This is a genomic window from Corticimicrobacter populi, assembly GCF_003123725.1.
GTDB lineage: Bacteria > Pseudomonadota > Gammaproteobacteria > Burkholderiales > Burkholderiaceae_B > Corticimicrobacter > Corticimicrobacter populi.
Genome location: NZ_QETA01000008.1, coordinates 1 through 24,578 on the forward strand (window position 1 = coordinate 1; position 24,578 = coordinate 24,578).

Consider the following 24,578-nt stretch of genomic DNA (forward strand, 5'->3'; position numbering starts at 1 on the left):
TGTCGATCTGGTCGTAGCCCTTGGCGTCACCGCCGAACTTCTTGGCCAGCACCGTTGCAATCGCTGCCGTCAGCGTCGTCTTGCCGTGGTCAACGTGACCGATCGTGCCCACGTTCACGTGCGGCTTGGTCCGTTCAAACTTACCTTTTGCCATTTTGGTTCCTTGCTTGATTCAAAATACTGACCGGACAGCGCCCGCCGCCCGGTCGATAGGTTGGTATTACTTGCCGCGAGCGCTGATGATTTCTTCGGCAACGTTCTTGGGAGCTTCAGCGTAGTGCTTGAACTCCATCGTGTACGTTGCACGACCTTGCGTCATCGAACGCAGGTTGGTGGCGTAGCCGAACATCTCAGCCAGGGGCACCTCTGCCTTGATGATCTTGCCGCCGCCGACCATGTCATCCATGCCCTGCACGATACCGCGGCGGGACGACAGATCGCCCATCACGGTACCAGCGTAGTCTTCCGGCGTCTCGACTTCAACGGCCATCATCGGCTCGAGCAGCGCGGGCGAAGCCTTGCGCATACCGTCCTTGAATGCCATCGAAGCAGCCATCTTGAACGCGTTTTCGTTCGAGTCCACATCGTGGTACGAACCGAAGAACAGCGTGACCTTGACGTCGACCACCGGATAACCGGCCAGCACGCCCGAAGGCAGCGTTTCGCGCAGGCCCTTCTCGACTGCGGGGATGAACTCGCGCGGCACCACACCGCCCTTGATCGCATCGACGAACTCGAAGCCTTCGCCACCCGGTTCCAGCGGCTCGATCTTGAGCACGACGTGGCCGTACTGACCGCGACCGCCGGACTGCTTGACGAACTTGCCTTCGATTTCTTCGCAGGTCTTGCGAATCGTCTCGCGGTAAGCCACTTGCGGCTTGCCGACGTTGGCTTCGACACCGAATTCACGCTTCATGCGATCAACGATGATGTCCAGGTGCAGCTCGCCCATACCCGAAATGATGGTCTGGCCGGATTCTTCGTCGGTGTAGACACGGAACGAAGGATCTTCCTGCGCCAGGCGCGACAGGGCGAGACCCATCTTTTCCTGGTCGGACTTGGTCTTGGGCTCGACAGCCTGCGAAATCACGGGCTCGGGGAACTCCATGCGCTCCAGCACAACGTGCGCATCGATGTCGCTCAGGGTTTCACCCGTCGTGACATCCTTCAGACCCACCACGGCAGCGATATCGCCAGCGCGGATTTCCTTGATTTCTTCGCGGCTGTTGGAGTGCATCTGCAGAATGCGGCCGATACGCTCTTTCTTGCCCTTGACCGTGTTGTAGACGGTATCGCCCGAATTGAGCACACCCGAGTACACACGCACGAAGGTCAGCTGACCCACGAACGGATCGGTCATCAGCTTGAAAGCCAGTGCAGCGAACTTCTCGCTGTCATCAGCCTTGCGGAAGATCGGATTGCCTTCGTCGTCCTGGCCTTCAACCGGGGGAATGTCCACGGGCGAGGGCAGGAATTCGATCACGGCGTCGAGCATGCGCTGCACGCCCTTGTTCTTGAAGGCAGTACCGCACAGCATCGGCTGAATTTCGCAGGCGATGGTACGTGCACGCAGACCCTTGAAGATCTCTTCCTCGGTCAGTTCGCCCGTCTCGAGGTACTTGTTCATCAGATCTTCATTGGCTTCAGCAGCCGACTCGACCATCTTTTCGCGCCACTCTTCGGCCTGGGCCTGGAGCTCTGCAGGGATATCACCGTATTCGAACTTGGTACCCTGGCTGGCCTCGTCCCAGATGATGGATTTCATCTTGATCAGATCGACCACGCCGGCGAAGTTGTCTTCGGCACCGATGGGGATCACGATAGGCACAGGATTGGCCTTCAGGCGCGTCTTCAACTGATCATAGACCTTGAAGAAGTTGGCACCGGTACGGTCCATCTTGTTGACGAAGGACAGACGCGGCACGCCATACTTGTTGGCCTGACGCCACACGGTTTCGGACTGGGGCTGCACACCGCCCACAGCGCAATAAACCATGCAGGCACCATCGAGCACGCGCATGGAACGTTCGACTTCAATCGTGAAGTCCACGTGTCCCGGGGTGTCGATCACATTGATGCGATGCTGGGGATACTGGCCGGCCATGCCTTGCCAGAATGCCGTGGTAGCGGCGGAGGTGATCGTAATGCCACGCTCCTGTTCCTGCTCCATCCAGTCCATGGTGGCTGCGCCATCATGCACTTCGCCCAGCTTGTGGTTCACACCGGTATAGAACAGGATACGTTCGGAGGTCGTGGTCTTGCCGGCGTCGATGTGTGCCGAGATCCCGATATTCCGATAGCGTTCAATCGGAGTTTTGCGAGCCATATTGGTTCCTTGATTGGAACCCCGGCACCATGGCCGGGGCTTGATTGCTTACAGCACGGCCCGTGCGGGCCATCGCTTTACCAGCGGAAGTGGCTGAATGCCTTGTTGGCTTCGGCCATCTTGTGCGTATCTTCACGCTTCTTCATGGCACCGCCGCGACCTTCGAGGGCGTCGAGCAGTTCGCCGGCCAGACGCAGGTCCATCGACTTTTCGCCGCGCTTCTTGGCAGCTTCACGCAGCCAGCGCATCGACAGGGCCAGACGACGCACCGGGCGTACTTCGACAGGCACCTGATAGTTCGCACCGCCCACGCGGCGGCTCTTGACTTCGACGATCGGCTTGATGTTGTTGATGGCGGTATTGAAGACTTCGATCGGGTCCTTGCCCGTCTTCTGCTGGATCTGGTCCAGGGCACCATAGACGATGCGCTCAGCCACGGCTTTCTTGCCGGACAACATCACAACGTTCATGAATTTTGCGAGTTCTACGCTGCCGAACTTGGGATCTGGCAACACTTCACGCTTGGGTACTTCGCGACGACGTGGCATTTCTATTCCTTGTGTGTCGATTCAGTTGAACCACATGCCCTTGCATGCAGTCTCGGTCAATACGGCCATGCCGATGACCACTTACTGCTGGCCAATGCCAGCTGCACCATGCCTGCACCGTAACCGGCGCGGGCCCATGCTATCAGGCCTTCTTGGGACGCTTGGCACCGTACTTCGAACGAGCCTGCTTACGATCCTTGACGCCTTGCAGGTCAAGCGAACCGCGCACGATGTGATAACGCACACCCGGCAAATCCTTGACACGACCACCGCGCACGAGCACGACCGAGTGCTCTTGCAGGTTGTGGCCTTCGCCGCCGATGTACGAGATGACTTCGAAGCCGTTGGTCAGGCGCACCTTGGCGACCTTACGCAATGCCGAGTTCGGCTTCTTGGGAGTAGTGGTGTAGACACGAGTGCAGACACCGCGACGCTGAGGGCAGTTTTCGAGAGCAGGACTCTTGCTCGACGTCGTACTGGCCTCGCGCGGCTTACGCACGAGCTGACTGATAGTAGGCATGACCTTAGATTTCCTTTACGGATGCCGGTTTCTTGTTCCGCCAGGAAGGACCACCCGGATTCTTCCTTTTGGGGCTTGCCACAAGCCTGCCCCAGGCACGGTTCGACACCGTAAAAAAGAGCAGGTCTTGCGAAATTCTTGCGTTGGCTTACACCATAGGCATATTCCAGCGAGCTTCTGATTCTAGCTCACTGAACACATCAGGTCAATAACACAACCTGATCAAATGGACATGCTGGCAATTTCCTGATACGCAGTGACCAGTTTGTTGCGAACCTGCAAACTCGTCTGGAACGCGATACCGGACTTCTGCAGATCGATCATCACGTCATTGAGCGCCACACCGGGGTCGCCCATCTCAAACGCCTTGGCCTGCGCATAAGAGCTTTCCTGAAGCGCCGCCACCTGTTGCAGGGAACGTTTGAGTTCGCTGGCAAAGCTGCCCTGTGCTGCATCGGCCTGGCGCACAGTACCCTCGGCCTGCCCATCCAGCATGCCGGCAGCACGTACGACAGCGCGCATTTGCGACAACATCTGCTCGATTCCAGCCAAGCCTGACAATTTTTGTATCGACATTACACACACCTATATAATTAGGGCCGCGCCGGGTTGCTGCAGCGCATCAGATTGCACACAGCACACGAGTCGGCAATCGTATTCTAGAAAGGGCAGGCCAGCGCCTATCCATTGAATAACCCTGAAAAATACGGCTTTTCATTGATTCGACTCAGCCTCTCCCGCCCGATAATCCATCGTTCCGATTAGAAAGCCCTGCTTCATGCCGCTTCACCACCTCCACCGCACTTGCGTGTCCACTGGCTTTGGGCAGAATGATTCCCACCGGGTAAACAACCGATGAACAACCCTGCCAACAACGCCTTTGCGGCGCTGAAAGCCAAGTTGCCCAAACTGGATGCCCTGGCAAAACTGCCAAAACCAGCCTTGCTGGGTGCTGGCGCATTGCTGGTCGCACTGCTGGCCGTCGTGTTCATGTGGTCCCGCGGCCCTGAATACCGTGTCCTGTTCTCGAATCTCGAAGAACGTGATGGCGGAGCCATCGTGACCGCACTCGGCCAGATGAACGTGCCCTACAAGTTTTCCGACAATGGCAATGCCTTGCTGGTGCCGGCAGACAAGGTGTACGACACACGCCTGCAACTCGCCAGCCAGGGACTGCCGCGTGGCGGCTCAGTAGGGTTCGAGCTGCTGGACCAGTCCCGCTTCGGTGCCAGCCAGTTTTCGGAACAGATCAATTACCAGCGCAGCCTGGAAGGCGAGCTGGCCCGCTCCATTGAAGCCCTGCATTCAGTCGAACGGGCGCGCGTGCATCTGGCCCTGCCACGCCAGTCGCTGTTCGTACGCGACCGCCAGCCCCCGACTGCATCCGTGCTACTGACGCTCTACCCGGGTCGTCAACTGGGTGAGTCGCAGGTGTCGTCGATCACCTGGCTGGTTGCTTCCAGCGTGCCCAACCTGAGCGCCGACAATGTATCCATCGTCGACCAGAATGGCCGTTTGCTCTCGCACCCCGATACCGGCCCGATGGGAGCCGATGCAGACCAGCTGCGATACGTGCAGCAGATCGAGCAGCGAGCCGTCGAACGCATCCTGACGCTGCTCAACCCACTGGTGGGTCCGGGCAATGTTCATGCCCAGGTCAGCGCGCAAATGGATTTTGCCCAGCGCGAAGAAACCTCTGAAATCTACCGCCCCAACCAGACGCCAGGTCAGGCCGCAGTCCGCAGCCGCCAGACCAGCAGCAGCAACCAGACCGGCCCGCAAGGCGCAATCGGCGTGCCGGGTGCGCTCACCAATCAGCCACCGGTCAATCCTGTCGCACCGATAGAGCAACCGCCTGCCGTAGCCCAGCAGGGCAACCAGCAAGGAAACCAGCAGGGCGCTCAACAACCGGCCACACCGCCGGTTCCCACCCAGTCGCGCCACGACGATACGACCAACTATGAGGTCGATCGCACCATCAGCCATACCAAGCAACCCGTGGGTGTACTGACCCGCATGTCCGTGGCCGTGGTCGTCAACTACCGAGTCAACGCCGACGGTGAGTGGGAAGCGCTGCCTGAAGACGAAATCCAGAAACTTGAAAAACTGGTTCGCGAGGCGGTCGGCTATTCCGAGCAACGCGGCGATACCGTCAGCATTGCCAATAGCCAGTTCAACGATCTCGAGCCGAGCCTGCCGGTCTGGCGTGATCCGTACTTCCTCGACATGGGCCGTACTTTCGGCACCTACCTGCTGATCCTGCTGCTGCTGATCTGGTTCTGGCGTGCCGTCATCCGTCCGATGCGCCAGCAACAGGCAACGGCCGAAGAAGAAGAGGCCCAGCAGGAAGTCGCGCTGGAAGAACAGGAACGCATGCGCCAAGCCAAGGAAGAGGCTCGCGAGCGCAAGAAACATCTGTACGAAAACAACCTGACATCCGCACGCGAACTGGCCATGAAGGACCCGCGTGCCGTTGCCATGATCATTCGCACCTGGACCGACCCCAATGGCTCAAGCAAACAACCCTGAGAAAAAAGAGTTCACAGGCCTTGAACGCAGCGCCATCCTGATGATGTCGCTCGGCGAGGATGCCGCTGCGGAAGTATTTCGCCACCTGACAGCTCGCGAAGTACAACAGCTCGGTGCCACCATGGCCGGCTTGAAACAGGTTTCGCGTGAGGATGTCGAGGCCGTACTGCTCAGCTTCCGTGAAGAAGCCGATCAGGTCATGGCCGTTTCGCTGGGCTCTGATGATTACGTACGCGCCGTGCTGACCAAGGCGCTGGGCAGTGATCGTGCTGCCAGCCTGATTGAGGATATCCTCGAGGCAGGCGACAGCGGCAGCGGCATCGATGCGCTCAACTGGCTCGACGCAAGCACCGTGGCTGAACTTATCAGTGACGAGCACCCGCAGATCATCGCCACGATCCTGGTCCACCTGGAACGTGACCGTGCAGCCAGTGTGCTGAATCTCCTGTCTGCCCGCCTGCGCAACGATGTCATGCTGCGCATTGCGACATTCGGCGGCGTCCAGCCGACCGCGCTGGCGGAGCTCACCGAAACCCTCAATAACCTGCTCAGCGGCCAGAGCGCCAAGCGCAGCAAGATGGGCGGCGTACGCACGGCCGCCGAGATTCTCAACATGATGAACTCGACAGAGGAAGAATCTGTCGTGGCCAGTCTGCGCGAACGCGATGCAGACCTGGCACAGAAGATCGTCGACGAAATGTTCGTCTTCGACAACCTCATCGATATCGATGACCGTGGCATCCAGTTGCTGCTCAAGGAAGTCGAAAGCGAAGTGCTGGTCATCGCACTCAAGGGTGCCACCGAAGACCTGCGGGAGAAGTTCCTCAAGAACATGTCGTCGCGTGCTGCCGAAATCCTGCGCGAAGACCTCGAGATGCAAGGTCCGGTCCGCATGTCGCGTGTCGAGACCGAACAGAAGACCATCCTGCAAATCGCCCGCCGCCTGGCAGAAGAAGGCCAGATCGTGCTGGGCAACCAGGGCGACGACGCCTATGTCTGACCCGGGCAAAGACCCTCGGTCAATGGATCGTCACCGTGCCGCCTGGCGGCGGTGGCAGATGGCGTCCATCCTGACGCCGGAACCCGAACCGGAACTGCCCGCCGAAGTCGAGCCAGAACCTGAGCCGGAGCCCCTCCCCCCCGAGCCACCGACGGAACTGCTGGCACAGTGGCGTGCAGAAGCAGAACAGGCCGGCCGCGAGGCAGGCTATGCCGCCGGTATGGCCGAGGGGTTCGCCGAAGGCAAGGCTGCAGGGCACGCACAGGGTTATGCGGCCGGTCAGGCCGAAGGGGCAGAAGCGGCACGCGCCCAGGGGGCCATTGAGGCTGCCCGGTTGCATGAGGCAGCCCAGCAATGTGCCCAGTCCATCAGCAGCATTGAGGAACAGATCGGCCAGAGCGTGATCAAGCTGGCCCTGGATCTGGCGCGCCAGATGGTCCGCACCCAGCTCGACGTGCATCCGGAACTGATCCTGCCTCTGGTGCAGGAAATCCTGCACACCGAAGCCGGTCCCGGCCGCGTGCGTATCTGGCTGCATCCCGAAGATCTGAAACTGGTACAGCAGCATCTGCAGGAAGATTTGCAGGATGCCAACTGGCGCCTGCTGCCTGATCCCGAGCTGGCACGCGGCGGCTGTCGTGCACAAACAGCATATGGTGACATCGATGCCACGCTGCAGACCCGCTGGCAACACATTGCCGGCGCACTGGGCCAGACACTCCGCTGGGAGGAGCCCCAGCCATGAGCAATACGGTTGCCCGCTGGCAGACCCAACTCCAGATTGCCTCGCTGCGCGGCACGTCCGCCGCTGCCTGGCAGGTATCTGGGCGGGTCACGCGGGCAGCAGGACTGGTATTGCAGGCCACCGGCCTGCGCCTTCCGGTCGGAGCCTCCTGCCTGATTGAAATCGCACCAGGCGCAGAGCATGGCGTCGAGGCCGAAGTCGTCGGCTTCGATGGAGGCACCCTTTACCTGATGCCATTGCAGAATATCGATGGGCTGATGCCCGGCGCACGCGTACTGCCTGAAGATGCAGTCGTACAGTCACCGATTCCCCTGCCCAAGCACGCACGCATCAATGGCTTGGCCCGTCCCAATATGGCGCGCCACCTGCCCGTCGGCGCAGGCCTGCTCGGGCGAGTACTGGATGCCACAGGCAGGCCGCTCGACGATCTCGGCCCGATTGATGAGCACGATGCCACACCGGCATCACTGAGCACCACCCTCATCAATCCGCTGGCACGTGCGCCAATCGATACGGTGCTGGATGTTGGCGTGCGCACCATCAATGGCCTGCTGACCGTGGGGCGTGGCCAGCGCATGGGCCTGTTCGCAGGTTCGGGGGTCGGCAAGAGTGTGCTGCTGGGCATGATGGCACGCTATACCCGTGCCGATATCATCATCGTCGGCCTGATCGGCGAGCGCGGCCGCGAAGTCCAGGAGTTCATCGAGAAAAACCTGGGGCCCGAAGGGCTTGCCCGCTCCGTCGTGGTCGCCGCGCCAGCCGATGTATCCCCCTTGCTGCGCATGCAGGGCGCTGCCTACGCCACACGCCTGGCCGAATATTTCCGTGACCAGGGCAAGCATGTGCTGCTGATCATGGATTCCCTGACCCGCTATGCCATGGCCCAGCGCGAAATCGCTCTGGCCATCGGTGAACCGCCGGCCACCAAGGGTTATCCTCCCTCGGTATTCGCCAAGCTACCAGCCCTGGTTGAACGTGCCGGCAATGGCACACCCACGGCAGAAGGCGGTGCTGCAGGTTCAATCACCGCTTTCTATACCGTGCTGACCGAAGGCGATGACCAGCAGGACCCGATTGCAGACGCGGCACGGGCCATTCTGGACGGCCACGTTGTCCTGTCGCGACAGTTGGCAGAAGCAGGCCATTATCCCGCCATCGATATAGAGGCTTCGATCTCACGGGTTATGACAGCGCTGATCGATCGCTCGCAATTCACGCGCGTACGCCGCTTCAAACAATTGCTGTCACGCTACCAGCGCAATCGCGACCTGATTGCCGTGGGGGCCTACGCACCGGGCCATGACAGCGAGCTGGACGAAGCCGTAACCAAATATCCCGTCCTCTCGTCATACCTCCAGCAGGATCTGGATGTTAATATTCCTTACGAAATGGCCGTCCGCCAGTTGGATCAGGTTTTCGAATCGGAAATGAACTCCCATGAGCGCCAAGCATTCACCTCTTGATACGCTGATCAATCTCGCGCAGAAGCGCACGGAGTCTGCCGTGCGCTCGCTGGGGGAGTTGCAGACGCAGCGCAACCAGGCCGGTCATCAGCTTGAAGCCTTGTACGACTACAAGCAGGACTACCGACAACGCCTGCAAAATGCCATGCGTAACGGCGTACCTGCTGCGCACTACCAGAATTACGAACAGTTCCTGACCGTTCTCGACAACGTGATTGACCAGCAGCACAAGGTCGTCCTCACCGCCGACCAGCAGCTTGAACAGGGTCGTGAGCAATGGCGCCAGGCCAAACGCAAGCTGGACTCTTTCGATACGCTGGTACAACGCCAACAAAAGACGATCGCCCTGCAACAACAACGGCGAGAGCAACGTCAGACTGACGAACAGAGTATCCGTGCGTATCTGCGCGCTGGTGCTGGTACCTTCTGAATCTAGGGATCGCTATGTCCGTAACATCTTCCGTGCTTCATGTCCCGGTCCAGGCAGATACCGATGTAGCCACCCGTGGCAACGTGGCTGCTGCGAGCCAGACCAGCCAGGAACTCGAGGCGGGCTCGGCACCTTTCAAGGATCTGCTTACGCAACGCAAGCGTGCGATCGACGACACAACCGATACGGACCACTCGGATCCGCTTGCTGCAGACCACACAGCGCTGGGCTTGCTGCAGGCGTTCATTCAGCAGGACAGCACACAAGGCACCGCCCCTGCTGGCGAGACCGAAGAAGATGTCATGGATGCCGACACACTGTTGCGCATCGGTGACAGAACCGAGGGCAACAGCAAAGACTTGGTCTCGCAGGCAAAAGCCACGCCCAGGGATATGCTTGAACTGGCTGCACAGCGGGATCACATCGAGCGGACAGTCCCGAAGGCAGGCGAGGCAGAACCACAGGATCAAGACGCTGCGATCAATCGGGCATCCGTTGCCGACGCCACAACGCGCGGCACGGACAGCACGGTTTTCACGTCGGCAGCATCCAGACCTGACCTCGCCGCTGTGCCAGCCAGAACCTCCTCGAGCAGTTCGCAGGCGCAACAGCGCAACGAACGCCTGCAGTCGCAGACAGGCGCATTCCAGGCAATCGAACCGACCCAGGCAGGCATGCAGCAGGTTGCCCAGAACAACACCTCGACACGCATGCAGGAACCCCTGGCCGCCGTCGACACACAACTGCAGCAGCACAACACTCCCGCCACCGGCTCCATGCAACCCGTCGGGCTGTCGCATGTCGGCACCACGACAGGCACTCACGATCAGATCCAGGCAACCGTAGGCTCCCGAGGCTGGGCTCCGGAACTCGGCCAGCACGTCGCGCGGCTCGGCAACCAGGCCATCCGTCTGGGCGTCCAGCACGCCGAATTGCGCCTTGACCCACCGGATCTCGGCCCGTTGCGTATCACACTGAGTCTCCAGGACGGCATTGCCCAGGCTTCGTTCGTATCCCCTCACATCGCCGTGCGCCAGGCCGTCGAATCGGCTCTGCCACAATTGCAGCAGGCCTTGAATCAGGCTGGTATCGCCCTGGGCGAGGCAAATGTAGGGGACCACGCAGCACAACAGCGCCAGGACGAACAATTCGCAGCAGGACAAGGCCAGAGGCATGATGCTTCCGACAACCTGACAGGCAGCGATACAAACGGTTCCGGCCTGGTTTCTGCAACTGAACAATCCCGTCGCCCGGACGCATTGATCGACGTATTCGTCTGATGCCATTCATCATGGAGACCCAAACGGTTGAGATGGCTGGTATTTACTGCCTTTTTCATCCCCCTCGCCATGCCGGTATCAGGCAGAATCGAGACTTCGAGGAATCTGCGCAATGGCCGCTTTTTCGCAAGTCCTAAACCATGGCGACTCTCAAGCAAACGATTATGCCCGCCCGTAGTACTCTTCCCTCACGTTCCAGTGGTCGTCTCGGCAGCTTCATCCAGGCGCTGCTGGCCTTGCTTATTGTCGTCGGCCTGAGCGTCGGTGCCACATGGTATGTGATGACCCAATTCTATCTGCCGAAACAGGCAGCCGCAGGCACCGAGTCGTCCGCACCCACCGCCACTGCAGCCACACCGGCTGCGGCACCCGCACCCGTTGCCGCACCCGCACCCGCACCTGTCATCGCGGCCCCCATATTCGTGCCTCTGGAACCGTTCACCGTCACGCTGGCCAACGACCAGATGGAACGCATCCTGCACACGGCGATCACGCTGCGCGTTGCCGATCTGGCCTCCGAAGACCGCATCAAGAGCTATATGCCTGAAGTGCGCAGTCGTATCCTGTTCATTCTGTCGCAACAGCCCCCGGATACCGTACAGCAGGCCAATACCCGCGTCGCGCTGGCAATGGCCATTTCCAAGGCCATCAGCATGCCCTTCTCGCCGATGACCGAATCGCAGCACATCACAGACGTGCTGTTCACCGACTTCGTTGTGCAGTAAAGATCATGTCTTACGAGGCATTCCTTTCCCAGGATGAAGTCGACGCCCTCCTTGCCGGTGAGCTGGGAGAGTCGCAGGCCAGTCAAAGCACCCAGCAGGACACGTCCGGAGTACGCGCTTATGATCTGGGTTCACCAGATCGCGTCGTGCGACGGCGCATGCAGACGCTTGAGCTGATCAACGAACGCTTTGCGCGCAACATGCGCACGGTGCTGCTCAATTTCATGCGGCGTAGCCCGGATATTTCCGTCGGCAATATCCGTATCATGAAATACGCCGAGTTCGAGCGCAACCTGCCGGTGCCCAGCAATCTCAACATGGTCACCATGAAGCCGCTGCGGGGTACGGCGCTCTTCACCTATGACCCGAACCTGGTGTTTCTGATCATTGACAGCCTGTTCGGTGGCGATGGCCGCTACCATACACGGGTCGAAGGTCGCGAATTCACCCAGACCGAACAACGCGTCATCCAGCGGCTGCTGGGGCTCACCCTTGAAAGCTACGGCAAGTCCTGGGAAAAGGTGTACCCGATTGCATTCGAGTACGTCCGCTCCGAGATGCACACGAAGTTTGCCAGCATCACCGGAAATAACGAAATTGTCGTCGTCTCGTCGTTTCGCATCGAATTCGGTGCCGTAGGTGGCAATCTCAATATCTGCCTGCCCTACTCGATGATCGAGCCGGTACGTGACCTGCTGACTCGGCCGTTGCAGGAAACCTCCCTGGAATCAGTAGACCAGCGCTGGATGCAGCAACTTTCGCAACAGGTGCGCAGTGCAGATATTGAAGTATCTGCAGAATTCACGCGCATCCAGTCCAGCATCGGCCAATTGATGGCCCTCAAGGCTGGTGATGTGCTGCCGATCGAAATGCCCGAAACCATCACGGCCCACGTCGATGGTGTACCTGTGCTCGAGTGCCAGTACGGCGTACATGACAACCGCTATGCCTTGCGCGTCCAGAACATTCTGGATACACGCAATGACGAATTCATCAACGATCACCTATCATGACTGACACCGATCTCTCCCCCGACCAACAACCTGCGTCCGACCAGCCGGCATCCTCCGATTTCGCCGGCACCCAGGCTGATGGCCTGGTGCAGGGCAGCGAGTCAGCCGCCGTCGACACGACTGCCGCCGCGACCGAAGACCCAGCTGGCGTCAGCATGGATGACTGGGCCGCAGCATTCGCAGAACAGGATACCAGCAGCGAGCCGGCCCCTGCCAGCAGCACAGCAGCCGCTCCGGCATCTGCCACTGCTGCAGCGACCACTGCCGCTACGGCGTCGCCCGTTGCCTTCCAGCCGCTGACGCCCAGTGGCCAGACCATCGGTCACGACATCGACTTCATCAAGGATGTGCCGGTACAACTGACTGTTGAGCTCGGCCGTACCCGGATGACCATCAAGAATCTGCTGCAACTGGGTCAGGGCTCCGTGGTCGAGCTCAATGGCCTGGCTGGTGAGCCCATGGACGTATTCGTCAACGGCTTCCTGATTGCCCAGGGTGAAGTCGTGGTGGTGGAAGACCGCTATGGCATCCGCCTGACCGACATCATTACGCCCTCCGAACGTCTCAGCCGCCTCAACAACCGGCGCTGATCGCACCCTGTCATCATGACCGAGGCCGCGCTGATCCGTGTCATCGCAGTACTGATACTGATCATCTGCATGATCCTGGCTGCGGCTTGGCTCGTGCGCCGTCTCGGTCTGGCCGGCACATCGCGTCAGGCCAGCAGTCTGCGCCTGCTGGGTAGTCTCGGACTAGGTCCCCGTCACCGAATCGCCATCATCGAAGCGGATGGCACCCGCCTGGTGGTCGGCCTGCACCCCAACGGCATCAACCTGCTGCATACCTTCCCGCCATCCGAATCCATCACGTCCGAAGAAGCGCCCGCCAGCAGCACCGATGGCACATTCAAGGACGCGCTTGAGCGCGCACAGCCCCCGTCGACTCCGCAATGACTCCGATTTCATTCCAGCGCCATGGCATCATGGCCCTTGTACTGGGGCTGATCCTGTGGTGTGCACCCTGGGCCGTTCAGGCACAGGCATTGCCTGCCATCACCAGCCAGCCTGGTGCCGATGGCGGGCAGATCTATTCGCTCAGCATTCAGACCATGCTGCTGCTGACCATGCTCGGTTTCATACCGGCCATGCTGCTGATGATGACCTGCTTCACCCGCATCATCATCGTGCTGAGTCTGCTGCGCAACGCTATCGGTACAGCTACTTCTCCACCCAATCACATCCTGATCGGCCTGGCACTGTTCCTGACTTTTTTCACCATGTCGCCGATCTTTGACCAGATCTACGACACGGCCTACAAGCCGCTCACCGAGGGCAGTATTTCGTTCGAAGCGGCCGTCGAGGAGGCCGGCAAGCCGTTGCGCACATTCATGCTGCACCAGACCCGCGAAAACGACCTCATGATGTTCGCCAACATGGCCAACCTGCCTGAAGTCGAAACACCGGAACAGGTACCGTTTCGCGTGCTGGTGCCCGCATTCATCACCAGTGAACTCAAAACTGCGTTCCAGATTGGCTTTACCATTTTCATTCCATTCCTCGTCATTGATCTGGTCGTTGCCAGTGTCATGATGTCGCTCGGGATGATGATGGTACCGCCTGTCACCATTTCGCTGCCGTTCAAGCTGATGCTGTTCGTCCTCGCCGATGGCTGGAACCTGTTACTGGGTTCATTGGCGCGTAGTTTCTATATATAGACACGGAGGACTCGCATGACGCCTGAATCCGTAATGACGTTGATCTACGCGACGCTCAAACTGACCCTCAGCATCGCCGGACCGCTCCTGCTCGTGACCCTGATCGTCGGCCTGCTGATCAGCATTTTCCAGGCAGCTACCCAGATCAATGAAATGACACTTTCGTTCATTCCCAAGCTATTGGCCATGTGTGCGGCCCTGGTCCTGCTGGGACCATGGATCCTGAATACCCTGGTCGATTTCATGCGCCAGTTGATCAGCAACATTCCAACGCTGGCGATGTAGGCGCATACGGGAGACGGACACCGTGTTCTCGTTCACGATCGATCAACTCTATGGTTGGATGGCGGCCTTCCTCTGGCCTTTTTTTCGTCTCCTGGGACTGTTCGCAAGCGCACCACTATTTGGTGAATCAACGATCCCGAAGCGGGTCAAGATCGCCTTGGCTGCCGCGCTGACTGTTGCCGTTGCGCCCGCCCTAGGTCCCATGCCCGATATCCCCCCAGCATCCTATGCCGGCCTGGGTATCGCCGTACAACAAACGCTGATCGGCATCATGCTGGGGCTGACCATGCGCGTGGTCTTCGCTGCGGTACAGACGGCCGGTGAGTATATCGGCCTGCAGATGGGCTTGTCCTTTGCCTCGTTCTTCGATCCGTCCACGGGTGGCAACACTGCCGTTCTCTCGCGCATGCTCAATCTGATCGCCATGCTGCTGTTCCTTGCCCTGGACGGACACCTGCTGATGCTGCAAGGCCTGCTGCACTCTTTCGAAACATTACCCATCAGCGATGCCCCCCTCCATGTCGCTGGCTGGGGCCTGCTCAACCAATGGGGCGGTCAGGTGATCATTTCAGGCCTGCTGATGGCATTGCCTTTGATGACGGCACTCATGACTATCAATCTGTGCATGGCTATCCTGAACCGCACCGCGCCACAAATGTCTGTTTTCGCAGTCGGCTTCCCGATCTCCCTGATTGCCGGCATGATCATGCTGACTGTCATGATTCCGCAGACCAGCGGCTTCCTGGAACGCCTGATCGCCGCAGGGCTCGAAACCATGGAAGGGGTCGCTGCCGGCTTTGCCGTGCAGGGCCCCTAGGGCGTATCGCGCCCAAACACAGGAAACACCCGTTGCGAATGGGCCTGCAACACTTTCTCAAGGTGTCTGGAACACGGCCTGTGCAATGCTGAGCCGCTGGATATGCTGGTCCAGCAGTTCACTGGCCCGCCTCAGTTCACCTACCAGTTCTCTGTTTTGCTGCGTCCCCTGCTCGATTTCCTGCATCGCAGTATTCACGGCTGAAATGCCCGCATGCTGAGCCGTGGAAGCATCCGAAATCGAGGCCACAGCCGCATCGACACGCGCAACTGATTCCAGGACTTGCTGCATCATGCCCTGCGCCTGTCGTACCTGCTGAACACCTGCATCCATCCTGCCCACCGAGTGTTCTATCAGCGTTTTGATATCCGCCGCCGCATGCGCGCTTTTCTGCGCCAAGGTTCGGACCTCTGCTGCCACGATACTGAAACCTCGACCGCTTTCTCCCGCCCTGGCCGCCTCCACGGCCGCATTGAGCGCCAGGATATTGGTCTGAAAGGCAATCCCGTCGATCATCCCGACGATAGCCGCCATACGATCCGACTCGGCAGCTATCCCACTGATCGTTTCCTCGACATCCGTCACGGTACGGCCTGCCTGCTGCGCAAGAGCCCTGCTCTCACTGGTACGACGCCCTACTGTCTCGACATGCACCGCATTGTCCTGGACCGCACCATCCAGAGCTTTGATACGCGCTTCGGTCTGTTCCAGCATGACATCATGCAATTGTGTCCGCTGCAACAGCTCGTACCCACCCGCCCCGATGACCTCCCCCGCCTTTTGTGTACCGCCCAGTGTCCGGCCCATGTCACGTGCAACACTGATCATGCTGCAACGCGTGACCTCAAGGGCAAAACGCAGACGTCCCAACTCATCATCATCATCGAAATCCAATCGACTTGTAAGATTGCCCGCAGCAAGCTGATAGGCACTTTGCATGGACTGCTGCAGAGACCGGCGCAGCCTCCAGAATGCCATACCGGCATACCCCGCCAACGCAAGCACGCCCGAGATGGTCAGCCCGGCAATCCAGTCAGGTTCAAGCCCAGCCAGCCAATTCGGGTTCATGCGTGCAGCATGCAATGTCCAGCCCGCGCTCCCCACAGCCGCAATCCCGAGCACACATGCCTGCAACATGCGCTGCAAAGCCGTACGAGGTGCCAGGCTACGCACCAGTGCCCTCAATATCCGGCGCCATCCAACCGGCACGACGCGCCCCTGTGCCACAGTCGCTCCTGCCTGCCGGCCCTGGCTCCATTGCGCGTAATACCAGGCAGCAGCATCGATCTGTTCTTGGGTCGGTCGAGTACGCACCGACGAGTAGCCCACGACTTCATGACCCCGAAATATCGGTGAGGCATTGGCCAGCACCCAATAGAAATCTCCGTTTCTGCGACGATTCTTGACGACGCCCAACCAAGTCTGGCCGGCCTTGAGCGTCTTCCAGAGGTCAGCGAAGGCACCAGGAGGCATGTCCGGATGCCGGACCAGATTGTGCGGTGCCCCCAGCAGCTCCTCCAGCGCATAGCCACTTGCTCTTACGAATGCATGGTTGGCATACACAATTCGTCCGGCCAAGTCCGTACGCGAAATCAGGTAATCCGTCTCCTCCAGCCTGAACTCATGGTCAGTGACGGGCAGGTTTATTCTCATTTATTCCAATCCACTGCATGTTCGGAAAGCGCTCGCCGCTTTGCACACAAACAAAAGCAGTCTTGACCTTTGTCAAGACTGCTTGTCTATGGTGTAACGCGATCGCCTCTTTTAAATTTCCGAACAAGGCGATTGTTTCTGACTATTTCATCCGATCAGATCCCCAGATCAATGCTTGATTCAAGTAAGCGCCCTTACCGCCGGCATCTCGATCACCTCGCGTGAGCTGACCTTGAAGACGGATACGGCCTGTCTCAACTGCTGCGCCTGTGACTCCAGCGAACTGGCCGCTGCTGCCGCTTCTTCCACCAGTGCGGCGTTCTGCTGTGTGACCTCATCCATCTGTGCTACTGCGCGGTTCACCTGCTCGATACCGCTCGACTGCTCCTGTGATGCAGCCGAGATCTCGCCCATAATGTCCGTCACCCGCTGCACGGAATCAACTATTTCCTTCATCGTTTCGCCAGCCAGTTCGACCTGCCGCGAACCGGCCTGCACCTTGTTCACCGAGTCCTCAATCAGCGTCTTGATCTCGCGAGCCGCCTGCGCACTGCGCTGCGCCAGCGTACGCACCTCCCCGGCCACCACCGCAAAGCCCTTGCCCTGCTCACCTGCTCGCGCCGCCTCCACCGCAGCATTCAATGCCAGAATATTCGTCTGGAATGCAATGCCATCAATGACATTCACGATCTCTGCGATCTTGTGTGAACTCCCAGAGATGGCATGCATGGTCGTGACCACTTCAGACACCACCACTCCGCCACGCTGTGCCACGCCCATACTGGTACCTGCCAGTTGATCGGCCTGGCGGGCATTGTCGGCGTTCTGTTTTACCGTACTGGCAAGCTGCTCCATACTGGCTGCAGTTTCCTCAAGCGAGGCAGCCTGCTCCTCGGTACGACTACTCAGATCGGTATTGCCCTGGGCGATCTCGGTAGAGCCCGTATTGATCTCATCCACCCCCTGGCGTACTTGCATGACAACCTGCGACAAGCTTTCCTGCATGCGCCTGATTGCAGTAAACAACTTGCCGATTTCATTGTGTGAGCCCACCTCGACCCGATGGGTCAAGTCACCGGCAGCCACCAGCCCCAATTCCTGCCCCGCCTGCTCCAGCGGCCTCAGCACGATCCGTGCGATATAAAGCCATCCGGCCAGCACCAGGGCCCCAGCCAGCAGCAGCAACACAATGGCGCCGACATCGGCAAACGTTTTCTGCTGTGCAGCTTCCGTCATCATCGAACCATAAATCCGATGCGTCAGCTCATAATAATCCGTGAAGAGCTTTTCCATTTTATCGACCAGAATATTGCGCTCGGCCAGCATGGCCGGTGAACCATATTCACTGTCGCTGCCACTCATGAATCCCTGGGCAGCCTGCCGCAACATGGGAATATATGCACCCAATGCCTGGCTTATATCATTGGAAAGGCGCTGCCCATCACCCAGCTTGGGTTCGGCATGGAATTGGCGGAAAGTGTTTTCGACCTGATCCAACACAGCATCAGCCAGTTTGGCATTGGCACGCGATTTTTCGGCCTCTCCACGCAGATAGTCACGATGTGCCAACGCCATGCGGAGGCGATTCTCGAGCAATCCTTCGCGAACCGCATGCAGGGGATCCGCCCGTTTGACAGCCATACTGTAGAGAGACTCGAAACCTGTATTGGCCTGCCCTGCACCCCGCCAGGCAAACCCGATTGCCAACAGAATAGCGGCAAAGAACAAGCCCAGTACCAGCATCATGCCAGTACGCACCATCATATTTTTTAACATCGTTCATTCCTTGACACACCAAGATGAAACCAAGGCCAAATTCGCATATATGTGCGAGAAACCGGCCTCGCCCTGCATCTACGCAGCACGGCTGAACAATATTAATATCCTGATAATGCGTTCAATTATTCAATAAAAACCATATTGCCCACATTGTTTATATTATCGGGCAACACATGTGGAATACCCGACATATAAAAACTTAAATACAAATTTTTAATTCACAATGTTGCACATCAATACGTTCAAGACCAAATGAATATCAAACCAGTCATTATCAATGAGAATGGGCCAGCCTTTTACAAGGTGGCCCATTATTCAGACAGAGTCAGGCCTGGTGCAAGCGCTCATGCGCCGGCATTTCGATGACTTCCTGTGAACTGATCCGGAATACCGACACCGCCTGGCGCAACTGCTGCGCCTGTGACTCCAGCGATCCCGCCGCTGCCGCCGCCTCTTCCACCAGCGCCGCATTCTGCTGCGTCACCTCATCCATCTGCGCCACCGCTCGGTTCACCTGCTCGATACCGCTCGACTGCTCCTGCGTCGCCGCAGAAATCTCGCCCATGATGTCTGTCACTCGCTGCACTGCATCCACGATCTCCTTCATCGTGCTGCCCGCGCGCTCAACCTGATTCGAACCTGCCTCAACCTTGCTCACCGAATCCTCGATCAGCGTCTTGATCTCGCGCGCCGCCTGCGCACTACGTTGCGCCAGCGTACGAACCTCTCCGGCCACCACCGCAAAGCCCTTGCCCTGCTCGCCAGCTCGCGCCGCTTCCACCGCCGCATTCAGCGCCAGAATGTTCGTCTGGAACGCGATCCCGTCGATCACATTCACGATCTCCGCAATCTTGCGCGAACTCGCCGAGATCGCATCCATCGTCGTCACGACTTCCGACACCACCTCACCACCTCGACGCGCAACACCCATGCTGTTGCCCGCAAGCTGATCCGCCTGCCGCGCATTGTCCGCATTCTGCTTGACCGTGCCCGACAGCTCTTCCATGCTCGCCGCAGTCTCTTCCAACGACGCAGCCTGCTGCTCCGTGCGGCTGCTCAGGTCCGTATTGCCCTGCGCGATCTCCGTCGCTCCCGTGTTGATCTCGTCAACACCCTGGCGCACCTGCGCAATCACCCGCGTCAGGCTCTCCTGCATCTTGCGCAGCGATACAAACAACTGGCCAATCTCATTGCGTGATGTCACATCCACACGGTGTGTCAGATCGCCCTGCCCCATGTATTCGAACAACTGGCCTGCCTGCCGCAGCGGCCCCAGAACAGTCCGCTCGATGAACCTCCATGCGGCCAGGAACATGATCACCGCCAGCACGAAAAGACCGATTGTGACGGCCCGTGCCGTGTCATAGCCTTCGGCTGAATCGTCCTCCAGTGCCTGCATCTGCACGCCAATGTTATCCAGATTTTCATTCAGGAGCCGATCAAACGTCTGATTCGCCTCGCGCGACGCGGCATTGGCCTGGAGATAGGCCTGGGCATCCTGTTGCAGCAACGCCTGACCGACTTTTTCAATGGCCGCTGTATAGTGCCCCAGTGCCGTAGCCAGCCCCTGAGCCTGTGTACGCTCGGCATCGGACGCGACAGTCGCCTGGTAGGTCTGGATGGCCGAAGTAGCCTGCTCCAGACGCTTGCGCGCACCGTCCACGCGTTCGCCAATCTTGCCGGTTTCGCCTTCCTGCAGTTCGGTATAGGCCGTGGCCAGTCCCACGCGAGCGCGCAGCAAGGCCACCCAGGCACCATAGACATTGCGAACCTGCTCGGTCGTCATGTCATGGATACGATCCACGGAACGATAGCCGGAATAGGCATTCTTCCAGCCGATTCCACTGGATACGACCAGCGCCAGCGTAAATACGGCCAGAATACACAGGAAAATCGTGCGTACTTTCAGTTTGCTCAACATGTTGACTCCAACTGTGCAATCGATATATGGACACTATATCCCTGCGTCGGGTGTGGCAGTCTTCCAATAACGCCGTTCTTTTTACGCCGACTCATGCAAACAAGTCATAAAAAATGGCATTTAGCGTAATAATCGCTTATTTTTTCTGAATTCTGCCCAGTTCCATATCGCATCACGTCAAGCCAGCCTGAACACCGACACTGCCCGATTCAGATCCTGCGCCTGTTGCTCCACCGATGACGCTGCTGCAGCTGCTTCTTCCACCAATGCAGCATTCTGCTGTGTCATTTCGTCCATGCGTGACACCGCGCCATTGACCGAGTCGATGCCTGACGACTGTTCCTGCGTCGCAGCAGAGATCTCGCCCACGATATCGGTTACACGCTGCACAGCATCGACGATCTCCCGCATGGTATCGCCTGCATGTCCTACCTGCGCCGAGCCGGTATCGACCTTGCCAACAGAGTCTTCTATCAAAACCTTGATCTCGCGCGCCGCCTGCGCACTGCGCTGGGCCAACGTGCGCACCTCGCCAGCCACCACGGCAAAACCCTTGCCCTGCTCGCCGGCACGAGCAGCTTCCACGGCCGCATTGAGCGCCAGGATATTGGTCTGAAAGGCGATGCTGTCGATCACATTGACGATCTCGGTGATCTTGCGCGAGCTACCGGAAATGGCCTGCATGGTCCCCACTACGGCAGCCACGGCCTGACCACCGCGCTGAGCCACGTCCATGCTGCGGGCAGCCAGTTGATCTGCCTGACGGGCATTGTCGGCGTTCTGTTGTACCGTCCCTGCCAACTCCGCCATGCTGACAGCCGTCTTGCCCAGGGCACTGGCCTGATGTTCAGTGCGGTTACTGAGATCATTGTTGCCTTGCGCGATCTGGCGGGCCCCCACGCTGATCTCTTCCACACCTTGCCTGACTTGAGCCACGGTACGGATCAGGCCATCCTGCATCTGCCGCACAGCAGCGTATAGCTGACCGATTTCATTGCGCGAATCGAAAGCCGCACGCGCAGTCAGATCCCCCATCGCCATACGCTGGAACTGCTCGCCAGCCTGTCGTAACGGCTGTAGGATCAGACGACCAAATACAATCCTCACCAACAACATGAACAACACGCCCAGCAAGATGGCTGCGCCCACAGCCATGCTGCCGATCTGGAAAAGGCCCGCCGCATCCTGTTCGGCCTGGTGCTGTGCCTGCTCCTGCTGGTCGACCAGTTGCTGCAACGCCTGGGAGAATGCTGCAGCACGTGGCGTACCGTATTCCGTATTCACCATGTAGAAAATATAGTGATTGCCATCGCGCAAGGCATCCAGCATGGGTTGCACGGCATCATCGATGTAGGCACGATAAGTTCGGATCAGGCTGAGCATGATGGGCTGTTCGGCACCGTCATCCCCGATCAGGGCACGAAAATCCTGAAAATCGCGATCGATCTTGGTCAACAACGCCTCGACAGCCTGGAGTTCTGTCTGCGCCCGCTCCCGCATCGATTTCAGTCGGAACTCTTCAGCTTCCTGCAGAGACCTGGCGGTCGTCATCAGGCCCAGGCGAGCGGCCGCGGTATCTGCACCAAGGCTATGGATCAGATTGACCTGCCGACGTGCGCCACTCATTTCCTGAAAAACCTGGTTGTTCTGAGCCAGGAATAGTACGCTGATGGCACCGATCCCGATCAACAGCAGCATGAATGCCCCGAACAGAAAAAGCATCAGCGTACCGATTTTCAGGTCACGCAGACGCCAGGGAGGCTGCTGCCTGCGCCTTGCCCCAAAACGGCTTTTTTTGTTTTCAGCCGGCACTACATCCAACACGGCGTGGGTCGAACGCGACCGCCGCCCTTCCAGAGCATAGTCCATTTGTTTCCCCTTGCTGACGGCTCCGCCCACTCGTACGGCAGGCTGGAACCATTTTTATCGCCTACGGCATGTCAGAATGTCTCCCAGTCATCATCCCTGTCGGCTTTCTGTGTATGACTCGTTGCACCTGGACGGCTCTTTCCGGTCGAGCTGGTTTTTCCCAGGTTGGGCCGCAGCAGCGGCTCATTATGATCTGGCGCAGCGGCACGGGGCGCAGCAGATGTGGTGCCCGCCTGCGGAGCAGCGGGTTTGGGCAGCGCTGCACCAGGGGCCTTTTTCCCGACGGCTGGTTTGGATACCGCTGCCGGAGCAGCCTGTACCGGCTTGCGAACAGGAGCCGAAGAACGGGCTGCGGCGACGGCATGCGCCGGCATTTCGATGACTTCCTGCGAACTGATCCGGAATACCGACACCGCCTGGCGCAACTGCTGCGCCTGTGACTCCAGCGATCCCGCCGCTGCCGCCGCCTCTTCCACCAGCGCCGCATTCTGCTGCGTCACCTCATCCATCTGCGCCACCGCTCGGTTCACCTGCTCGATACCGCTCGACTGCTCCTGCGTCGCCGCAGAAATCTCGCCCATGATGTCTGTCACTCGCTGCACTGCATCCACGATCTCCTTCATCGTGCTGCCCGCGCGCTCAACCTGATTCGAACCTGCCTCAACCTTGCTCACCGAATCCTCGATCAGCGTCTTGATCTCGCGCGCCGCCTGCGCACTACGTTGCGCCAGCGTACGAACCTCTCCGGCCACCACCGCAAAGCCCTTGCCCTGCTCGCCAGCTCGCGCCGCTTCCACCGCCGCATTCAGCGCCAGAATGTTCGTCTGGAACGCGATCCCGTCGATCACATTCACGATCTCCGCAATCTTGCGCGAACTCGCCGAGATCGCATCCATCGTCGTCACGACTTCCGACACCACCTCACCACCTCGACGCGCAACACCCATGCTGTTGCCCGCAAGCTGATCCGCCTGCCGCGCATTGTCCGCATTCTGCTTGACCGTGCCCGACAGCTCTTCCATGCTCGCCGCAGTCTCTTCCAACGACGCAGCCTGCTGCTCCGTGCGGCTGCTCAGGTCCGTATTGCCCTGCGCGATCTCCGTCGCTCCCGTGTTGATCTCGTCAACACCCTGGCGCACCTGCGCAATCACCCGCGTCAGGCTCTCCTGCATCTTGCGCAGCGATACAAACAGCTGGCCAATCTCGTTGCGTGATGTCACATCCACACGGTGCGTCAGATCACCGGCAGCTACCAGTCCCAACGCATCTCCCGCCTGAGCCAGGGGACGCAACACGGAGCGTGAAATATAGAGCCAGCATCCCAGTGCCAGAATCAACGCCATAGCCAACAAGGCAGCCGCTCCAATGGTGGCAATATCGGTCTGCCGGGAGGCATCACCCGTCAGGCTGGCGTACAGTTCACGTGCCCAGGCGAAATAGGCATCGAATTGCCGGTTCAATTCCGTAACGTATTTGTCACGTTCCGCCGCCTTCGAGGGCGACGCATATTCAGTATCGTCGCCATCGCTGAAACCCTGCACGGCGCTGGCAGACATGCCAAGATAGCCCTTGAGTGCCAGATCGATATTGTCGGAAATCTTCTGTCCCTCAGGATCCTTCGGCGCATCATGGAAACGTTGGAAAATGCTTGCGACTTTCTGTTCAGCTTCCTGGGCCTTGGCCACGTTGGCCTTCACGCCATTGGGATTGTTCAGCAAATAATCACGATGCGACAAAGCCAGATAAAGCCGGTTTTCATTCAGGGCAGCGCGCAACGAAGTCAGCACCTCCACCCTGTTGGTCGCCACATCGTAAAGATTCTGGAAACCCTGCTCTGAACGCTGCGCGTTATTCCATGTAAAGCCGATTGCCAACAACAGCCCCGACACAAACAAGGACAGCACCAGTAACATACCTGTGCGGACGGTGAGATTCTTCAGCACTCGCTACTCCCTATCTAC

Annotated in this window: 23 protein-coding genes; 13 read left to right on the forward strand and 10 right to left on the reverse strand. The window is 59.0% G+C overall.

The window, feature by feature from the left end; translation table 11 throughout:
- The 5 genes from DD235_RS15195 to fliE form a co-directional block, all read right to left on the reverse strand.
- Positions 1–154: GTP-binding protein (locus tag DD235_RS15195; RefSeq protein ID WP_239990187.1), on the reverse strand; the 154-nt coding region annotated here is incomplete at its 3' end.
- Positions 155–220: 66 nt separating this feature from the next.
- Entirely contained in the window at positions 221–2,326 is a 2,106-nt protein-coding gene (gene fusA, locus DD235_RS15200; RefSeq protein WP_109062973.1) for an elongation factor G, read from the reverse strand.
- Between the two features lie 77 nt (positions 2,327–2,403).
- On the reverse strand, positions 2,404–2,874 hold the full coding sequence (rpsG, locus tag DD235_RS15205) for a 30S ribosomal protein S7 (protein ID WP_109062974.1): 471 nt from the start codon (positions 2,872–2,874) through the stop codon (positions 2,404–2,406).
- Between the two features lie 142 nt (positions 2,875–3,016).
- Positions 3,017–3,394 (reverse strand): 30S ribosomal protein S12, encoded by a 378-nt coding sequence (rpsL, locus tag DD235_RS15210; RefSeq protein ID WP_109062975.1) that lies wholly within the window; start codon positions 3,392–3,394, stop codon positions 3,017–3,019.
- A 222-nt stretch (positions 3,395–3,616) separates the two neighbouring features.
- Entirely contained in the window at positions 3,617–3,970 is a 354-nt protein-coding gene (gene fliE, locus DD235_RS15215; protein WP_109062976.1) for a flagellar hook-basal body complex protein FliE, read from the reverse strand.
- A 279-nt stretch (positions 3,971–4,249) separates the two neighbouring features.
- On the opposite strand from fliE, the gene fliF reads away from it, so the two are divergent.
- The 13 genes from fliF to fliR all read left to right on the forward strand — a co-directional run bounded on the left by fliF (position 4,250) and on the right by fliR (position 15,395).
- Positions 4,250–5,923: a flagellar basal-body MS-ring/collar protein FliF gene (fliF, locus tag DD235_RS15220; protein ID WP_109062977.1), complete on the forward strand. Its 1,674-nt coding sequence runs from the start codon at positions 4,250–4,252 to the stop codon at positions 5,921–5,923.
- Positions 5,901–6,923, forward strand: coding sequence for a flagellar motor switch protein FliG (fliG, locus tag DD235_RS15225; protein WP_109062978.1), 1,023 nt, complete (start codon positions 5,901–5,903; stop codon positions 6,921–6,923). The genes fliF and fliG overlap by 23 nt, the downstream gene beginning before the upstream one ends.
- Positions 6,924–6,945: 22 nt before the next feature.
- Positions 6,946–7,668 carry a flagellar assembly protein FliH gene (gene fliH, locus DD235_RS15230; RefSeq protein ID WP_239990179.1) on the forward strand — a complete coding sequence of 241 codons (723 nt, stop codon included), beginning with the start codon at positions 6,946–6,948 and terminating at the stop codon, positions 7,666–7,668.
- Positions 7,665–9,131 carry a flagellar protein export ATPase FliI gene (fliI, locus tag DD235_RS15235; RefSeq protein ID WP_109062980.1) on the forward strand — a complete coding sequence of 489 codons (1,467 nt, stop codon included), beginning with the start codon at positions 7,665–7,667 and terminating at the stop codon, positions 9,129–9,131. The genes fliH and fliI overlap by 4 nt, the downstream gene beginning before the upstream one ends.
- A complete protein-coding gene (gene fliJ / locus DD235_RS15240; protein ID WP_109062981.1) occupies positions 9,106–9,561 on the forward strand; it encodes a flagellar export protein FliJ in 456 nt (151 codons plus the stop codon). The genes fliI and fliJ overlap by 26 nt, the downstream gene beginning before the upstream one ends.
- Positions 9,562–9,575: 14 nt before the next feature.
- Positions 9,576–10,841, forward strand: coding sequence for a flagellar hook-length control protein FliK (locus DD235_RS15245; RefSeq protein WP_162300514.1), 1,266 nt, complete (start codon positions 9,576–9,578; stop codon positions 10,839–10,841).
- A gap of 164 nt (positions 10,842–11,005) precedes the next feature.
- The gene (locus tag DD235_RS15250) at positions 11,006–11,566 is read left to right on the forward strand and encodes a flagellar basal body-associated FliL family protein (protein ID WP_239990180.1); all 561 of its coding nucleotides are present in this window, start codon (positions 11,006–11,008) and stop codon (positions 11,564–11,566) included.
- A 5-nt stretch (positions 11,567–11,571) separates the two neighbouring features.
- Positions 11,572–12,579 (forward strand): flagellar motor switch protein FliM, encoded by a 1,008-nt coding sequence (gene fliM, locus DD235_RS15255; RefSeq protein ID WP_109062983.1) that lies wholly within the window; start codon positions 11,572–11,574, stop codon positions 12,577–12,579.
- Complete coding sequence (fliN, locus tag DD235_RS15260) at positions 12,576–13,169, forward strand: flagellar motor switch protein FliN (protein WP_109062984.1); 594 nt, start codon at positions 12,576–12,578, stop codon at positions 13,167–13,169. Before fliM ends, fliN begins: the two co-directional genes overlap by 4 nt.
- A 15-nt stretch (positions 13,170–13,184) precedes the next feature.
- Positions 13,185–13,532 (forward strand): flagellar biosynthetic protein FliO, encoded by a 348-nt coding sequence (fliO, locus tag DD235_RS15265; protein WP_109062985.1) that lies wholly within the window; start codon positions 13,185–13,187, stop codon positions 13,530–13,532.
- 29 nt (positions 13,533–13,561) lie between these two features.
- The gene (fliP, locus tag DD235_RS15270; protein ID WP_193519615.1) at positions 13,562–14,293 is read left to right on the forward strand and encodes a flagellar type III secretion system pore protein FliP; all 732 of its coding nucleotides are present in this window, start codon (positions 13,562–13,564) and stop codon (positions 14,291–14,293) included.
- A gap of 15 nt (positions 14,294–14,308) precedes the next feature.
- The gene (gene fliQ, locus DD235_RS15275; protein ID WP_109062987.1) at positions 14,309–14,578 is read left to right on the forward strand and encodes a flagellar biosynthesis protein FliQ; all 270 of its coding nucleotides are present in this window, start codon (positions 14,309–14,311) and stop codon (positions 14,576–14,578) included.
- A 22-nt stretch (positions 14,579–14,600) separates the two neighbouring features.
- Positions 14,601–15,395 carry a flagellar biosynthetic protein FliR gene (fliR, locus tag DD235_RS15280; protein WP_109062988.1) on the forward strand — a complete coding sequence of 265 codons (795 nt, stop codon included), beginning with the start codon at positions 14,601–14,603 and terminating at the stop codon, positions 15,393–15,395.
- 57 nt (positions 15,396–15,452) lie between these two features.
- Here the strand turns inward: fliR and DD235_RS15285 are convergent, their stop codons facing one another.
- The 5 genes from DD235_RS15285 to DD235_RS17190 all read right to left on the reverse strand — a co-directional run bounded on the left by DD235_RS15285 (position 15,453) and on the right by DD235_RS17190 (position 24,560).
- On the reverse strand, positions 15,453–17,048 hold the full coding sequence (locus tag DD235_RS15285) for a methyl-accepting chemotaxis protein (protein WP_109062989.1): 1,596 nt from the start codon (positions 17,046–17,048) through the stop codon (positions 15,453–15,455).
- Between the two features lie 180 nt (positions 17,049–17,228).
- A complete protein-coding gene (locus tag DD235_RS17175) occupies positions 17,229–18,824 on the reverse strand; it encodes a methyl-accepting chemotaxis protein (RefSeq protein WP_109062990.1) in 1,596 nt (531 codons plus the stop codon).
- 328 nt (positions 18,825–19,152) lie between these two features.
- Positions 19,153–20,748, reverse strand: coding sequence for a methyl-accepting chemotaxis protein (locus DD235_RS17180; RefSeq protein ID WP_109062991.1), 1,596 nt, complete (start codon positions 20,746–20,748; stop codon positions 19,153–19,155).
- 177 nt (positions 20,749–20,925) lie between these two features.
- Positions 20,926–22,617 (reverse strand): methyl-accepting chemotaxis protein, encoded by a 1,692-nt coding sequence (locus tag DD235_RS17185; RefSeq protein ID WP_109062992.1) that lies wholly within the window; start codon positions 22,615–22,617, stop codon positions 20,926–20,928.
- Between the two features lie 71 nt (positions 22,618–22,688).
- Positions 22,689–24,560 (reverse strand): methyl-accepting chemotaxis protein, encoded by a 1,872-nt coding sequence (locus DD235_RS17190; RefSeq protein ID WP_146193522.1) that lies wholly within the window; start codon positions 24,558–24,560, stop codon positions 22,689–22,691.
- Between the last annotated feature and the right edge of the window lie 18 nt (positions 24,561–24,578).